Source organism: Hymenobacter amundsenii (genome assembly GCF_002204745.1).
In the GTDB taxonomy this organism is placed as follows: Bacteria; Bacteroidota; Bacteroidia; order Cytophagales; family Hymenobacteraceae; genus Hymenobacter; species Hymenobacter amundsenii.
Map to the genome: position 1 here is coordinate 179,737 of NZ_NIRR01000001.1, position 14,515 is coordinate 194,251.

Below are 14,515 nucleotides of genomic sequence, written 5' to 3' on the forward strand. Positions count from 1 at the left end.
ATTTGCCAGAACGAATCTGTGGCATCTGTGGCATCTGTGGCATCTGTGATTAAAGTTTAGCCCCGACTACTACCGTTTTGCGGTATTCGCGCTTTTCGCCGCTGTTGGGCTGGAAGAGTTCGATGAGTAGCACGTAGTAACCGACGGCAGCTTTCTGGCCCCGGTCGGTGAGGCCGTCCCATTGCAGGAAGCCAATGGTGGCCAACGTTTCGTTGCGGACCAGGCGGCGGGTGAGGCGGCCTTGGGCGTCATAAATGGTGATGCTGGCGGCGTAGCCAGGCGCGTCGAGGGCGTAGTTGAGGGTGGTGAAGTCCTGCTGGCCGTCTTCATCGGGCGTGAAGACTTCGGGTTCGAGGCGGAAGATTTTGTCGCCGCCGGGGTCGGGCTGGTACTGGGAGTTGGGGCGGCCGGGCGTGGCATAACCCACGGCGCTGGCCGCCGAGTGGAAGTTGCCAGCCGTACTCGGCCCCTCGGGCCGGATGCGCTCCAGCGATACTCCGTTCAGGTCGTCGAGTAGCTTGAGGTGCATGGTTTTGTTGTAGGCGAAGCGGTCCAGCAACTGGCCCGTAGCCGAGTACACTACCACAATGCCCGCATCGTCGGGGTAGGACGGCAGGCTGGGCAGGGCCAGGAAATTGGTCGGTTCCGAGCTGTTGGGGTAGTAGCTCTGGATATTGGCCGGGTCGGTGGTGAGCACCAGCAGCTGCCCCGGAGCCAGCACGTAAGGCCCGCCACTCACGGGTTTCTGGTCCACCGAACCATCCGGTTTTTCACTACCGAGCTGCCAGCCCTGCACGTTCAGGTACTTGGCCGAGCGGTTGAGCAGTTCCACGAAATCGACGCCCCCGGTGCGCGGATTGAACAGGATTTCATTGATGACCACATCAGCGGCCGCCACCGGAGCGGGCAACGCAAAAGGCACCGAAGTAACCGGACCGCTGGCGTTGCCGGCGCAGTCGGTGGCCCGCTGCACGTTCAGCGTGAGGGGCTGATTGGGTTGCAGCGGGGCGTTGAGCTGCAAATCCACGGTTCGGAACTCGGGGCCGGCGGGCAGCACCCGGGCCACGCCCACGGCCGGCGCGAAGGTGTAGAGGGACGGGTTAGCCACGGCCGCGCTGTCGAGCTTCTCATTGAAAAACAGCCGCACCAGTGTGGGCGAGAGGGCCACTACCCGCAGCAGGGCCGGCGCGGTGCGGTCGGGGTTGGCAGCCCGCACGGAGTTGGCCCGGCCGGGCGTGCCGCCGCTGGGGTCGGTGCTGGCCGTCCAGTTTTCGATGCCCCCGCAGAAGTTAACTGGGTCCACCATTTCCAGACTCCAGCCGCCGTCTTTTTTGCGGTTATCCTTGTACCAACTGTCAGAATACGTCACCTCAAACAACGTGCGCCCGTCGCGGCCGAGTAGGGCCAGCTGGTCGCCGGTATTGCTGAGGCTGGGGAAATTGGTCAGGGCATACACCTTGCCGAAGCTCGCGAACAGCCCGCCCCGGGTACTGCCGCAGACCACCGCGTACTCGCCGGGCTGGAGGCGGGCGGTATCGGCGAATACGGCGGCGCTGCCGGTGCTGCCCGGCTTCAGCAGCCGTACCCCGCCCAAATCCAGTACCCGGGTAGTCGAGGGATTATAGATTTCGAGGTACTCCGAGGCCGGCAAACTCACCGTGGGCGTTTCGTCGGCCATAATTTCGGTGATGAGCAGCTGTCCGAACCGGGGCGGCACCGGCAAACTGAAACTGACCGTGGTAGCCGTGCCGGTGCTGTTGCTCAGGCAGTCGGTGCGGGTTTGCACGGCGGCGGTGTAGGTTTGCCCAGGCACCAGCGGGGCGGCTAGGGTCAGCTCCACGGCCCGGAAATCGAATGGAACCGGCTGCACCTGCTGAATGCTGACGCCGGGCGTCAGGCTGTAAAAGATGGGGTTGGCCATCCGGGCGCTGTCGAGCTTTTCGTTGAATTGCAGCCGGATAATGGTTGGGCTCACTACCAGTACGCTTTGCAGCACGGGCGGCGCGGTATCGGGGTTGCTGGTGGCTACCGAGTTGCGGCGGCCGGGCGTGCCGCCATTCGGGTCTTGGCTGGCCCGCCAGTTCTCGGCCCCGGCGCAGGCGTTGGCGGGGTCCAGCATTTCGAGGCTCCAACCGCCGTTTTGCTTGACTGGGTCGCGGTACCAGCTTTCCAGGTAGTGCACCGAATACACCAGCCGGCCGGTGCGGGCCCGCAGCAGCAGCTCGTCGCCACTGTTGTTGAGGCTGGGGAAATTGGTCAGGGCAAACACCTTCCCGAAGGCCGCAAACTGTGCCCCGCGGGTGCTGCCGCAGACCACCGCAAACTCGCCGGGCAGCAGCGTGGCCCCGGCCGGAAACACCGCCGCGTTACCCGTACTGCCCGCCTTGGTCAGCTTCACGCCCGCCAGATCGAGGACCCGCGTAGCCGAGGGGTTGTGGATTTCGAGGTACTCCGAAGCCGGCAACCCCACTGCCGGCGTTTCGCGGGCCATGATTTCGGTGATGAGCAGCTGGTAATAGCCGGGCTCGGTGAGCACTCCGCCGAAGCTGAAGGCGGCCGTGAGCGGCCCGGCGGCCACGTTACCGTAGAGGTCGGCCACATTGCGGGCTTCGAGCGTACCGGAGCCGGGCGGTAAATCGGTGGCCAGTGTTAGGTGAACCAAAGCCGGATTGGCGGCGTCGCGCTGGGCAGCCGTCACGACGGGGCCGCCGGGCAGCTGGTAACTACCGGCACTCTGGGCGGCGGCCACGGCCTCATTGAAGGTTACGTCCAGGGCCCGGCTACCCACTACGGCCGCCTGCACGCGGGCGGGCGGGGTGGCATCCGTCACCCGGAAATCATCGAAGTAAAAGGCCTTGTTGTTGGCCGAAGAATACGTCAGCAGCACGCCGAAAAACGCGCTGGTCTGGTAGGTAGCATCGGTGGCGGTGCCCTCACTCGTGAAGTTCTGCCCGCCGGTCAGGTCCCGCTCCAGCGTCCAGACGTCCTGCACCGAGCGCGTGACGCGCACCCGCACGAGGTTATTGGTGGTAGAGTTAAGGGTGCCATCCGCGCCGTTGACGACGTACACGGGGCTGCCGGTGGCGTCTTTGCGCAGCAGGGCCACCTCGTCGGGGGTACCGCCCAGGCGCACGAAGTAGCCGCGGGTACCGTTGGCTTTGAGGTCGGCGCGGTCGGCCAGCAGCCACACGTCGGCGTAGTTGCCGCTGCTGGTAGCCAGCTTGAGGTTGGCCCAGAACGTCCAGGTGGTGCCGGTGCTGGCCTGGCAGGGCGTCGCGAGCTGGAGCAGCGTGCCCGTTACGGCCGGGCCGTTGCTTTGCAGCTGCTGGGCCGGATTGACTACGAACGAGGCCGCGTCGCCGGTCCAGGCGGGATTTTGGGTGAAGTCGCCGTCGGCGAAGGTATCGGTAAGTTGGGCCGTGGCCGTGAGGCTGCTCAGGAGCAGGCAGAGGAATAGCAATTGCTTCATACTGGATATAATAGTGCTCGTAACTGTTCACAGCAGAAGGTTTCCAAGGGTCGAACGCAACGCCTCCGTCTTTCCTGCCCGCACCTGCCCGCAAACCGCTGCAATAGGGCCTATGCAAGTGCGTAGGAAATATAACCGCTTTACCTTTACCGCTCAACCAAAAACGCATATGAAAGTAGCCGTAGTAGGAGCCACCGGACTGGTCGGCACCCAAATGCTTAAAGTGTTGGCCGAACGCAACTTTCCGGTCACCGAGCTCCTCCCCGTCGCCTCCGCTAAATCGGTGGGCCAGGAAATTGAATTCCGGGGCCGGAAGTACAAAGTGGTGAGCATGGACGACGCCATTGCGGCCCGCCCGGCCGTGGCCATTTTCTCGGCCGGCGGCTCCATCTCGTTGCAGGAGGCCCCCCGTTTCGCCGCAGTAGGTACCGTAGTTATCGACAACTCCTCGGCCTGGCGCATGGACCCCACTAAAAAGCTGGTGGTACCCGAAATCAACGCCCAAACCCTCACGGCCGACGATAAAATCATTGCCAACCCCAACTGCTCCACCATTCAGCTGGTAGTGGCCCTCAACGAGCTGCACAAAAAATACCAGGCCACCCGCATCGTAGTCAGCACTTACCAGAGCGTAACCGGCACCGGCAAGCAAGCCGTGGATCAGCTCCTGGAGGAGCGGGCGGGCCAAACGCCGAGCAACCCCGCCTACCCCCACCGCATCGACCTGAACGTGCTGCCTCACATCGACGTGTTCCAGGACAACGGCTACACCAAGGAGGAGATGAAAATGGTGAACGAAACGAAGAAAATCTTCGGCGACGACACTATCCGCCTCACCGCCACTACCGTGCGCGTACCCGTGATGGGTGGCCACTCGGAAGCCGTGAACGTGGAGTTTGCCCAGGAATTCGACCTGGCGGAAGTGCGCGAACTGCTCCGCCAGACTGAAGGCGTGAAGTTGGTCGATGATGTGCAGAACAACGTGTACCCCATGCCCCAGGATGCCCATGGCAAAGATGCGGTGCTGGTGGGCCGTCTGCGCCGCGACGAAACCCAGCCCCGCACCCTCAACATGTGGGTAGTAGCCGACAACCTGCGCAAAGGCGCCGCCACCAACGCCGTACAGATTGCCGAGACCATGTTAAAAATGGGTCTGCTGACGGCCTAATTGGGCGCCGGCTAGTCCGTGCGGCAACTCCTGCACCTGGCCGCTGCCGCCGTAGTACTGATTTCAGCGGAAATCCGGACTATCCGCTTGGTTGCGGTGGTCCGGATTTTTACTTTGCGTCCCATAAAGCTGGACTCACCAGCAGTTAGTAAATTTTTACTGATTCCGTTATGTCGCATTATCCCTCTTGCTGGCTATTGGCCGCCAGTTTAGCTGCAGCTCCATTCGCCGCCCAGGCACAAGCCCCGGCTACGCCCTCTGCCTTTCCCGCCGTGTACACCCACGTGCAACAGATGCCGGTATTTCCGGGTGGGGAAGTGGCGCTGTTCGAGGCTTTGGCCGCACGCATTACCTACCCCGAAGCCGCGTTGCAGCAAAAGCTGGCCGGACAGGTATTCGTGAAGTTTGTGGTGGCTCCTTCGGGGGCCGTGGCAGAGGCCGAAGTCGTGAAAGGCCCCCATCCGCTGCTCAATGAAGCCGCCCTGGTGGCCGTGCGCGCCCTGCCGGCCTTCGAGCCCGGCCGCCAGAATGGCCAGCCCGTGCCTGTGGCTTACACGATACCCGTTAAGTTCCGGCTGCCTGCCCCCATTGCCCCGGCCCCGACCGCCTACCAGCTGCCCCAGTACAACGGGGGCCCCGAGGCGTTGCGCATCTACCTCAGCAACCAGCCCCTGCCGGCCGGTTACCGCCCGCCGGCTGCCGCTACCCGTCCGCCCCGGGTGTTCGTATCATTCGTGGTCGATAGCACCGGGACGGTCAGCCAAGTGGAAGCCGTGCAGCCGTTGCCATTGGAAGACCGCCGCCGCCTGCGCCAGCGCCCTACCGTACCAGCACCGGATGCCGCCCTGCTGGCGGCGGCCGAGGCCCGCATCAGCGCAATGCCGGTCTGGGAACCTGCCCAGGAACAAGGCCGACGCGTGGCTTCTACCCACACCGAGCCCGTCACTTTCGGCACCGCCGGCCCGGCCCTGGCCTACGCCGATCAAATGCCCGTATTTCCCCAGTCTGGCGGCGAGATGCAGCATACCGGACGGCAGATTCGCTACCCCGCTGCCGCCCTGCGTAGCCAAACCCAGGGCGAAATAGCGCTCTACTACGAGGTAGCCGAGGATGGCCATTTGGAAAACCTGGAAGTTATCCGCTCTGTGTCGCCGGAAATTGATGCGGAGGCGTTGCGGGTGTTCCGCACCAACTTCCCCGTCTACCAGCCCGCCCGCCACCAAGACCAGCCGGCCCGGGTATTCTACATCCTGCCGGTTACGTTCAGAATAGTATCCTCATCTAAGTAAGCACTCTCTGACGAGAATAATTCGAGGTTGGAGTAAGTACGCCGTGGCCCCCGTCGGCAACTGCCAAGGAGGGCCACGGCGGGCCGTGCCGTATCCGTTTGCGTTGGTGGGCTAATAAATCCCTCCCAACCCAGCCCCGCACCCTCAACATGTGGGTAGTAGCCGACAACCTGCGCAAGGGCGCTGCCACGAACGCCGCCAGATTGCTAAGCCGACGCTGAATAAGAGTCTACTGATGGCCTAACCGAACGGTAACCAGACCAATATCTACTCTCATTAAGCAGCGAGCCCGCCCCTTCAGCAGAAGGAACGGGCTCGCATATTATGCCCGGTTTAAGGGCACAGTTGGTTTACTTAGCGGCGGTTCAGGCGCAGAACCTGGCGCTGCTGGTTCTGGCTGAGCACCAAGTAGTGCATGCCGGCCGACCAGGCGGCGGCTTCGGGCAGAACAATTTCCTGCAAACCAGACTGAACTGTTACGGTTTTGAGCAGCAGGAGCTGGCCCAACACGTTGCGCACTTCCACGGTTACCGGCCCTGCCATAGCCGACACGAAACGAACGGTAGCAACATCGGTGGCTGGGTTGGGGAAAACACTAGCTGCCAGTTCGTTGGTGGCGCTGGACGCAGACACTATCCGTACGCCCGACGTCGTGGCATCGCCCGAGAAATCGACCTGGCGCAGACGGTAGTACACGGCAGTGGCACCGGCTGGTACGGGAGTAGCATCGGTGAAGCGGTAGCTGGTGGTAGCGCCGCTGGTAGTGCCGGCACCTGCTACCCGACCCACGGACCGGAACTCAGCCCCGTCGAGGCTGCGCTCAATGTCAAAGTAGTTGTTGTTGAGTTCGAAAGCAGTTGCCCAGCGCAATTCCGCTCCCTGGCTGGTTTGGGTAGCCGTGAAGGTGGTTAGGCCTACTGGCAAGGGCGTATTACCCACCTGAATCTGCACGATGGCAGAACTTGGGCAGCCGCCGGCGGCCGTTGGGCCAGTAACAGTATAGCGAGTGGTAGTGAGGGGGTTCACCATTATCGAAGGACCATTGCCGGATACTGTTGTGGTAACACCATTAGTGAAGGCCGTATAGGTGTAGGAGCCGGCAGTTCCGCCGGTTGAGGTGAGGGTAACACTCGTGCCTGGCGTAGTCGTGGTATTGTTGGGGGCGTTAGAAGAAATGGCAAGGCTGTTGGTGTTCACTGTAACAGAGCCCTGTGCCGAACCAGTAGAACAGCTAGGAATTGCTCCTTTGACGGTGTAGGTAGTAGAAGCAGTTGGAGTAACACTAAAAGAAACGGTTCCAGTAGCCGATGACGTAGCAGTAGCGACAGTGGCACCCGAGCCGTCTACCAGGGTGTACGAAGAATTTGCTACCAGATTGTTTGCGGAAATCGAAACCGGCGTTCCGGCACATACGCCACCCGTAGCGCTGGATGACACTACAATTTGGTTGGTTGCTACGTTGATTGACTGTACGGTGTTATTACCGCAGGTCGTGGTGGCAGTGCGCACGAAGTAGTTTGTACTAGTGGTGGGAATAACATCAACAAAGTTGTTGGATCCAGTGTACAGAATGGTCTCTGCACCACTGGCATTGACCGTATAGAACGTATAAACAGGGTTGGCCGGCGCTGTTTCGCCGCCTATCGCAGCCGTTAGCCTTACCGTTGTGCCGGGGCAAACCGTGCTGTTTACTGCTGCGCCAGACGGAGTGGTAGCATCAATGCTAAGCGTCGGGGCGGTCGTGACAACGATTACATCAAATTTGTTATTAGAACAGTTAACTAGCCGGCTGGTGAACTGAAAAGTGCGGCTCGATGACGCCACTGGCAGTTGAATTGTAGCAGTGTTTGGCGCAGCTGTAGCAGGATCGTTGTCAAGATTAACTGTCTGCAAGATAGGCCCCAATGGCGCATTGTTTCCACCAGGGTCGCTAATACCAGTGGCATCTCTCAACACAAAAATAGATGCACCCGTTTGATTCTCAAGCGTAACTATTATCCTGTTAGCAGTAGCAGAAGTAGTACCAGGGCAATAGAAAGAAGGAGCTAAATTTGTTCCGTTCGTTACTTTAGTTGCAGTGGCGCTGTTGGGCGCAGTGAAATCGAAGTTAGACGAGCACTGAGCTTGGGTCTCCGTGATGCCTACTGATAATGCAAAGAGCGCGGCGGCAAGTAGCTTGTACAGGTTTTTCATTTGACATGTCCCTCACGGGCTTAATGTGGATTTTTGGGCTGAACGCTTTAAAAGGAACTAAGATTCCTTCTACAGGAAAAACATCTATATCTTCTAATAGACCGGCGTAAGGCACCCAAGACTAGAGTAGATAAACCTTCGTCAGCGCGGTGCCCTGCTTGAATTCATGGCGGTAAAAGTGCCACCCCTCGAATCCTTTGTTATAATGATCTGCAACCGTCATGTGCCATCAGGATAGACAGGTACATCCGTACTAGAAGCACCGTTGCATGTCAACGCAGATATGAGGGAAAGCTAATAGTGAACCGCCCGCAACATTGAGCGGAAGCCGTTCCAGAGTTCAATACCCTACCTAACAAGCAGGTCAGGAGGAGGAAAAAGCGTAGCTCTCAATGCAGATAAGCTTTGGACTAACGGTTGACAAGAAGAACGCAGGAAGAGTGCCTTACTTGCACAACTCAAGGATAAATTTAGTTGACATAAATGACTACAACTATAGATCCATTATAAAATCCAAAATCCACGGTATTTTCATAGTTTGCCATTGCCCAGGCGTTTATCATGAGTTGTTAGCCATGCCTTATTTACCAGTATCTATCTCCCCCAACACGCCCGCCGCAAAGTCCAGCACCGCCCGGCGCGTCAACTCCGGTTCCTCAATAAAGCCCAAATGTCCCACGCCACGCAACAGCACCGCGTGGCTTTGGGCGGGCAGGGCCAGCTGAGGCAGCAGGGTTTCCAGGGGCACGGCCGGGTCGTCGTGACCACCGAGGAAGAGCACCGGAAACTTAGCATCGCGCAGGATGTGGGTATTGTCGGGGCGGTGCTTCATGGCTTCGAGACAGCCCAAGATGGTGGTTTCGGGGGTGACGGCAGCTGTTTCTTCCAACTGCTTTAGCTCAGCGGCCAGCCGCTTCCGGTTAGCGGGGGCCAGCAGGGGCCGGATGGCGGAGCGCATATACTTTTCAACGCCGTGGCGGCGCACGAAACCGGCGCTTTCGTCGCGGGCCGCCTGCTTTTCGGCGGGGTCGGGTAGGGCGGTGCTGTGGAAGAGGACGAGGCCAGCCACCCGTTTGGGGTGGGCTTCGGCCAGTGCTAGGGCCACGTAGCCGCCCATGCTATGGCCCACCAGCAGCACTTTATCGGCACCAGCCGCATCAAGTTCAGCTAGTACGGCACGGGCCTGGGCTTCCATCGCGTAATCGGCTACCGGCTGCGGGTTGGGGCCGTGGCCGGGAAGCGTGGGCGTGAGCACCCGGTAGCGAGTGGGGAAGCCGCGGGTGAAATCGGTCCAGATTTCGGGGCTTTCGGCGAAGCCGTGGAGGAAGACGAGGGTAGGTTGGGTGGCGGACATAAGTGGCAGGCGGGAAAGGGGGCGGAATCCCAGCAAATACGCACTTTTACCGCATCAGTTCCCGTTACCTCGCTCCCGCATGGCCTTTATCGAACGACACCACTACCACTACCTGATTGCCAGCGGCGCAGGTTTGCTCGTCGCCTTGCTGGGACGCTTCGTCTTCGCCACCAACTACTTCAACTTTGGCGGGGGCCTCATGATGCTGTGCTTCCTGCTGCTGATTCCGATGGCCCTGGGAGCCGTAACGGCTCACTTCACTCCGCGCACTGCTTACAAATGGTGGCGGCTGGTGTGGGGGCCTTCCTTGACAGTGCTGGTATTTCTGGTCACAACGCTGCTGTTTCACCTGGAAGGCATGGTTTGCGTGCTAATGATTTTCCCATTGTTCATCATCACGGCTACGCTGGGGGCTTTTGTGTACACGTATCTAACTAAGGAGAAAGACGACAAAACCAAAACCTACGTGGTGGCCGCCTTTGCCCTACTGCCCTTCGCGTTGGCCCCCCTCGAACGCCAGCTTACGGCCCCCGACGAGTACCGGCGGGTGGAAAACACGGTGGTTATTGCGGCCCCGGCGGCCGTGGTGTGGCGGCACATCGTGCGGGTGCCCCCCATTACGGCCCAGGACCTAGGCCCCAGCCCCGTAGACCGCCTGGGTTTCCCCAGGCCCATAGAAGCCACCCTCAGCCATGAAGGTGTGGGCGGGGTGCGCCGCGCGACCTTCGAGCGGGGCGTGGAGTTCATGGAAACCATCGACGTGTGGGAGCCCCAGCGGCGCATTTCGTTCAGCATCGTGCCTAACACGGCCACCATCCCGCCCACCACCTTCGACGAGCACATAACAGTGGGCGGCCGGTTTTTCGACGTGCTGCGCGGCACCTACGAGCTGGAACCCGCCGGCCCTGGCCGCACCCACCTGATTCTCTACAGCCGCCAGCGCCTGAGCACCCGCCTCAACCCCTACGCCGGCCTCTGGACTGGCTACATCATGAGCGAAATCCAGCGCCGCATCCTGGAAGTCATCCGCCGCCGCTGCGAAACCGACGCGGCCGGGGCTGCTGCCCGCCGCTAACGTCGCCCTTCCGAAACCGTATCTTTACTACCCGCCCCTCCGGCGGCCCGCATACCCTACCGCCATGAACGAGCAACTCACCGTCAAGAACTTCGGCCCCATCAAAGACGCCACTGTGGACTTCAAACGAGTCACGGTTTTTATTGGCCCTACCGGCGGCGGCAAGAGCACGTTGGCGAAGTTGGCGGCTATTTTTAGGGATGTAAATTTTCACCTACCACAAGAAACTTCCGCATTTCTATTCGATCATTATGGATTAGAAAAATATTTTGAAAAAAATACTTATCTACAACTCTCCAGAGGCCAATATAGAGCAAAATGGAATAAAGGTAGAATTACTTACGATAGATCTACTCGCAATATAATGAACAACCGAGTTAGCAATTATTCAGAAATAGTATCAAATCGAGTTAAGGAACAGATGCATATCTTGGATAATTCAATAAATGATTATTCTAAATCAATTAACGCTAATAACAAATCCAATCAAGATTTAGAATATATTAAGAATATAGTAGATGATTTAGTTAACAATACTAGTCGTGAAATAACAAAAATGATACTCTCAAATGTATTTTTGTATACCAATCCTATATATATTCCTTCAGAAAGAATATTTGTTTCGTCATTAAATAACTCATGGGCTGGACTAATGAGAGATGACATAGGCCTTCCATTTACACTCTTAGAATTTGCAAATAATTACGCTCAATCTAGGGTAGAGGTACTCAACTTACATATACCTTTATTTAAAATAGATTATTTCCACAAAAATGATGAAGATCTTATTAAAATTGAAGGAAAAAAGCATCCGATAAAACTCCATCAATCTGCCAGCGGTATCCAATCCGTCACCCCAATGCTGGTGCTGCTGGAGCATCTTTCGCGGCAGAAGGAGCAGGCGCAAAGCTTCATTATTGAAGAGCCTGAACTCAACCTCTACCCTACCGCGCAGCAGGGTCTGATGAACTGGCTGGTGGAGAAATGCACGGCTGGGGAGAATGACCTGACAATAACCACGCACAGCCCCTATATTCTCGCCAGTTGCAACTTGCTAATGGAAGCTTACAAGGTCTGGAAAGAACGGCCCGAACTGGAGGCAGAAATTGAGAAGATTGTACCACGGACTTCGTGGATAAATCCGGAGGAATTTGCGGCTTACTACGTGGCTGATGGAACTGTACGTTCCATTCAGGATGAGCGCACGGATTTAATTGGTGGCAACGAATTAGATGCTGTGTCAGGCAATATTTCGGATGCCTTCCGCAGCTTGTTGCGCCTCAGGAAACAGCCAGCATAATGCGAACAGCCATTGAAAAGCGGTTCACGCATTGTCGGCAGAAAGGCTGTATCCAGGTTTATCCGGAAGTCATTTCTTATTACGCTGACTTGCCAGGGGAGGCTTGGGTAACGCGCGTAGCTGACGAGCACTATGATGAGGAGCGTCACTTTAAAGTGCGTAATCCCGGTAACCGGCCGATTCATTTAGCCGCCATCGACAAGTGCCTGATTGGCAGAATTCAACCGGCTCCCAAACGCTGTGACTGCGTGTTTTTTGAGGACCGTGACGTGTGCTTCGTTGAGTTCAAGATTCGCGCCGAGGGGCGGGACGCAGTAGACGACCGTAATCAGGAAACCCGGCTTCTGGAAGCCGGTGAGCAACTCCTGGCCAGCATCCAGCAATTTGAGGCCGATGGCATCCTGACTGATTATCATCGTGTCCGGGCTTACGCCTTCGTAGGTTACGGCCCTTTATTTCCCGCACCGACCACAACGCTACTTTCCATTGCGGAATATATCGACAGCAATATTCGGTCTTCCATTGATTTCGACGCGAAGGACAACGTTTTGTTTTAAACGCAAAAAGCCCCACTGACCTGCAACAGTGGGGCTTCACTCAAGTCAGCGAGGGACTTACAGCAGCACCTTTTCGGCTACCGGCTTCACGGCTTTGCCGCTCAGTTCGCGCAGGGCGGTGGCGATGCCAGCGGTGTCGAAGCCGCACTCTTTGTAGAGCTCGTCCTGGGTGCCATGTTCCACTACGCGGTCGGGGATGCCGAGACGGCGCATGGGCAGGCTGTAGCCGTGGTCGGCCATGAATTCGAGGATGGCCGAGCCGAAGCCGCCCTGCACGCAGCCGTCTTCCACCGTCACGAGGGCGCGGTAGCGGCGGCAGATGTCGTGGAGCATTTCCTCATCGAGTGGCTTGCAAAAGCGCAGGTCGTAATGGCCGGGGTTGAGGCCTTCGGCGCGGAGCTGCTCGGTGGCTTTGGTGGCGTAGTTGCCGATGTGGCCGATGCTGAGCACCGCCACGCCTTCGCCCTCGCGCACCACGCGGCCAGTGCCGATGGCAATTTTCTTCATGGGCTTGCGCCAATCCGGCATCACGCCCTCGCCCCGTGGGTAGCGGATGCTGAAAGGGCCGGCGTTTTCGGGCAGCGTGGCCGTATACATCAGGTTGCGCAGCTCCTCCTCGTTCATGGGCGCCGACACCACCATGTTGGGGATGCAGCGCATGAAGGCCAAATCGTAGCAGCCGTGGTGGGTGGGGCCGTCGGCGCCGGCGAAACCGGCCCGGTCGAGGCAGAAGACCACGTGCAGGTTCTGCAAGGCCACGTCGTGCACTACCTGGTCGTAGGCGCGCTGCATGAAGGAGGAGTAGATGTTGCAGAACGGCACCAGGCCCTGGGTGGCGAGGCCGGCCGAGAACGTAACGGCGTGCTGCTCGGCAATGCCCACGTCGAAGGCGCGGTCGGGCATGGCCTTCATCATGATGTTGAGCGACGAGCCCGAAGGCATGGCCGGCGTCACGCCCATAATCTTGTCGTTGGCCTCGGCCAGCTCCACGATGGTGTGCCCAAACACGTCCTGGTACTTGGGCGGCTGGGGCTTATCAGGCGTCTTCTTGTAGATTTCGCCCGTGATTTTGTCGAACAGCCCCGGCGCGTGCCAGAGGGTCTGGTCCTTTTCGGCCAGCGCGTAGCCCTTGCCCTTCACCGTTACGCAGTGCAGCAGCTTGGGCCCGGGAATGTGCTTGAGGTCCTCCAGGATGGTAGCCAGGTGCTGCACGTCGTGCCCATCAACGGGGCCGAAGTAGCGGAAGTTGAGGGCCTCGAACAGGTTGCCCTGCTTGAGCAGCGTAGCCTTCATGGCCTGCTCGACGCGGCGGGCAATCTGCTGGGGGTTGGGGCCGAACTTGCTGAGCTTGCCCAGCACGTTCCAGAGCTCGTCGCGCACCTTGTTGTAGGTGCGGGAAGTCGTGATGTCGGTGAGGTATTCCTTGAGCGCGCCCACGTTGGGGTCGATGCTCATGCAGTTGTCGTTGAGAATAACGAGCAGGTTGGACTTCTCGACGCCAGCGTGGTTGAGGGCCTCGAAGGCCATGCCGGCCGTCATGGCCCCGTCGCCAATCACGGCTATGTGCTGGCGGTCGAACTCGCCCTTGTAATCGGAAGCCACCGCCATGCCCAACGCGGCCCCGATGCTGGTGGAGCTGTGGCCCACCCCGAAGGCATCGTAGGGGCTTTCGCTGCGCTTAGGGAAGCCCGACATGCCGTGGTAGCGGCGGTTCGACGGGAACCGGTCGCGGCGGCCGGTGAGGATTTTGTGCCCGTAGGCTTGGTGGCCCACATCCCACACCAGTTGGTCATGGGGCGTGTTGAAGACGTAGTGCAACGCCACCGATAGCTCCACTACGCCGAGCGAAGCGCCGAAGTGGCCCCCGTAAATCGAAACCGAATCAACAATGAACTGGCGCAATTCCTGGCTCACCTGCACCAACTGGTCGGGGCTGAGCTTTTTGAGGTCGTCGGGGGAATTAATTTCCGCCAGCAGGGGCCCGGGTTCAACAATCATGCGCGCAGGGGTAGGAAACGAAGATATAAGTAGCGTGGCAACAGCCGCCTACGCCCGAAAGTTATCTTCCGCCACGCATTCGACTATGGTCAGCTGCCAAAGTTACGGGTTT

Annotated in this window: 9 protein-coding genes; 5 read left to right on the forward strand and 4 right to left on the reverse strand. The window is 58.9% G+C overall.

What is annotated here, in order from left to right; translation table 11 throughout:
• Positions 1-49: 49 nt before the first annotated feature.
• Positions 50-3,469: a lamin tail domain-containing protein gene (locus tag CDA63_RS00875; protein ID WP_088462553.1), complete on the reverse strand. Its 3,420-nt coding sequence runs from the start codon at positions 3,467-3,469 to the stop codon at positions 50-52.
• 169 nt (positions 3,470-3,638) lie between these two features.
• Here CDA63_RS00875 and CDA63_RS00880 point away from each other — a divergent pair, with 169 nt between their 5' ends.
• Together CDA63_RS00880 and CDA63_RS00885 are read left to right on the forward strand one after the other, a co-directional pair.
• Positions 3,639-4,637: an aspartate-semialdehyde dehydrogenase gene (locus tag CDA63_RS00880; protein ID WP_088462554.1), complete on the forward strand. Its 999-nt coding sequence runs from the start codon at positions 3,639-3,641 to the stop codon at positions 4,635-4,637.
• 170 nt (positions 4,638-4,807) lie between these two features.
• A complete protein-coding gene (locus CDA63_RS00885) occupies positions 4,808-5,926 on the forward strand; it encodes an energy transducer TonB (RefSeq protein ID WP_088462555.1) in 1,119 nt (372 codons plus the stop codon).
• A gap of 354 nt (positions 5,927-6,280) precedes the next feature.
• Here the strand turns inward: CDA63_RS00885 and CDA63_RS20705 are convergent, their stop codons facing one another.
• Positions 6,281-7,123, reverse strand: coding sequence for a T9SS type A sorting domain-containing protein (locus tag CDA63_RS20705; RefSeq protein ID WP_165768133.1), 843 nt, complete (start codon positions 7,121-7,123; stop codon positions 6,281-6,283).
• Positions 7,124-8,699: 1,576 nt separating this feature from the next.
• The gene (locus CDA63_RS00895; RefSeq protein WP_088462557.1) at positions 8,700-9,473 is read right to left on the reverse strand and encodes an alpha/beta fold hydrolase; all 774 of its coding nucleotides are present in this window, start codon (positions 9,471-9,473) and stop codon (positions 8,700-8,702) included.
• A gap of 79 nt (positions 9,474-9,552) precedes the next feature.
• Between CDA63_RS00895 and CDA63_RS00900 the strand changes: the two genes are divergently transcribed.
• The 3 genes from CDA63_RS00900 (at position 9,553) to CDA63_RS00910 (ending at position 12,405) form a co-directional block, all read left to right on the forward strand.
• Positions 9,553-10,548 (forward strand): SRPBCC family protein, encoded by a 996-nt coding sequence (locus CDA63_RS00900; protein WP_088462558.1) that lies wholly within the window; start codon positions 9,553-9,555, stop codon positions 10,546-10,548.
• Between the two features lie 64 nt (positions 10,549-10,612).
• Positions 10,613-11,848 (forward strand): AAA family ATPase, encoded by a 1,236-nt coding sequence (locus CDA63_RS00905; RefSeq protein ID WP_088462559.1) that lies wholly within the window; start codon positions 10,613-10,615, stop codon positions 11,846-11,848.
• Positions 11,848-12,405 (forward strand): hypothetical protein, encoded by a 558-nt coding sequence (locus tag CDA63_RS00910; protein ID WP_088462560.1) that lies wholly within the window; start codon positions 11,848-11,850, stop codon positions 12,403-12,405. The genes CDA63_RS00905 and CDA63_RS00910 overlap by 1 nt, the downstream gene beginning before the upstream one ends.
• Before the next feature lie 57 nt (positions 12,406-12,462).
• Here CDA63_RS00910 and dxs read toward each other — a convergent pair whose 3' ends face one another.
• Positions 12,463-14,403 (reverse strand): 1-deoxy-D-xylulose-5-phosphate synthase, encoded by a 1,941-nt coding sequence (gene dxs / locus CDA63_RS00915; protein ID WP_088462561.1) that lies wholly within the window; start codon positions 14,401-14,403, stop codon positions 12,463-12,465.
• Between the last annotated feature and the right edge of the window lie 112 nt (positions 14,404-14,515).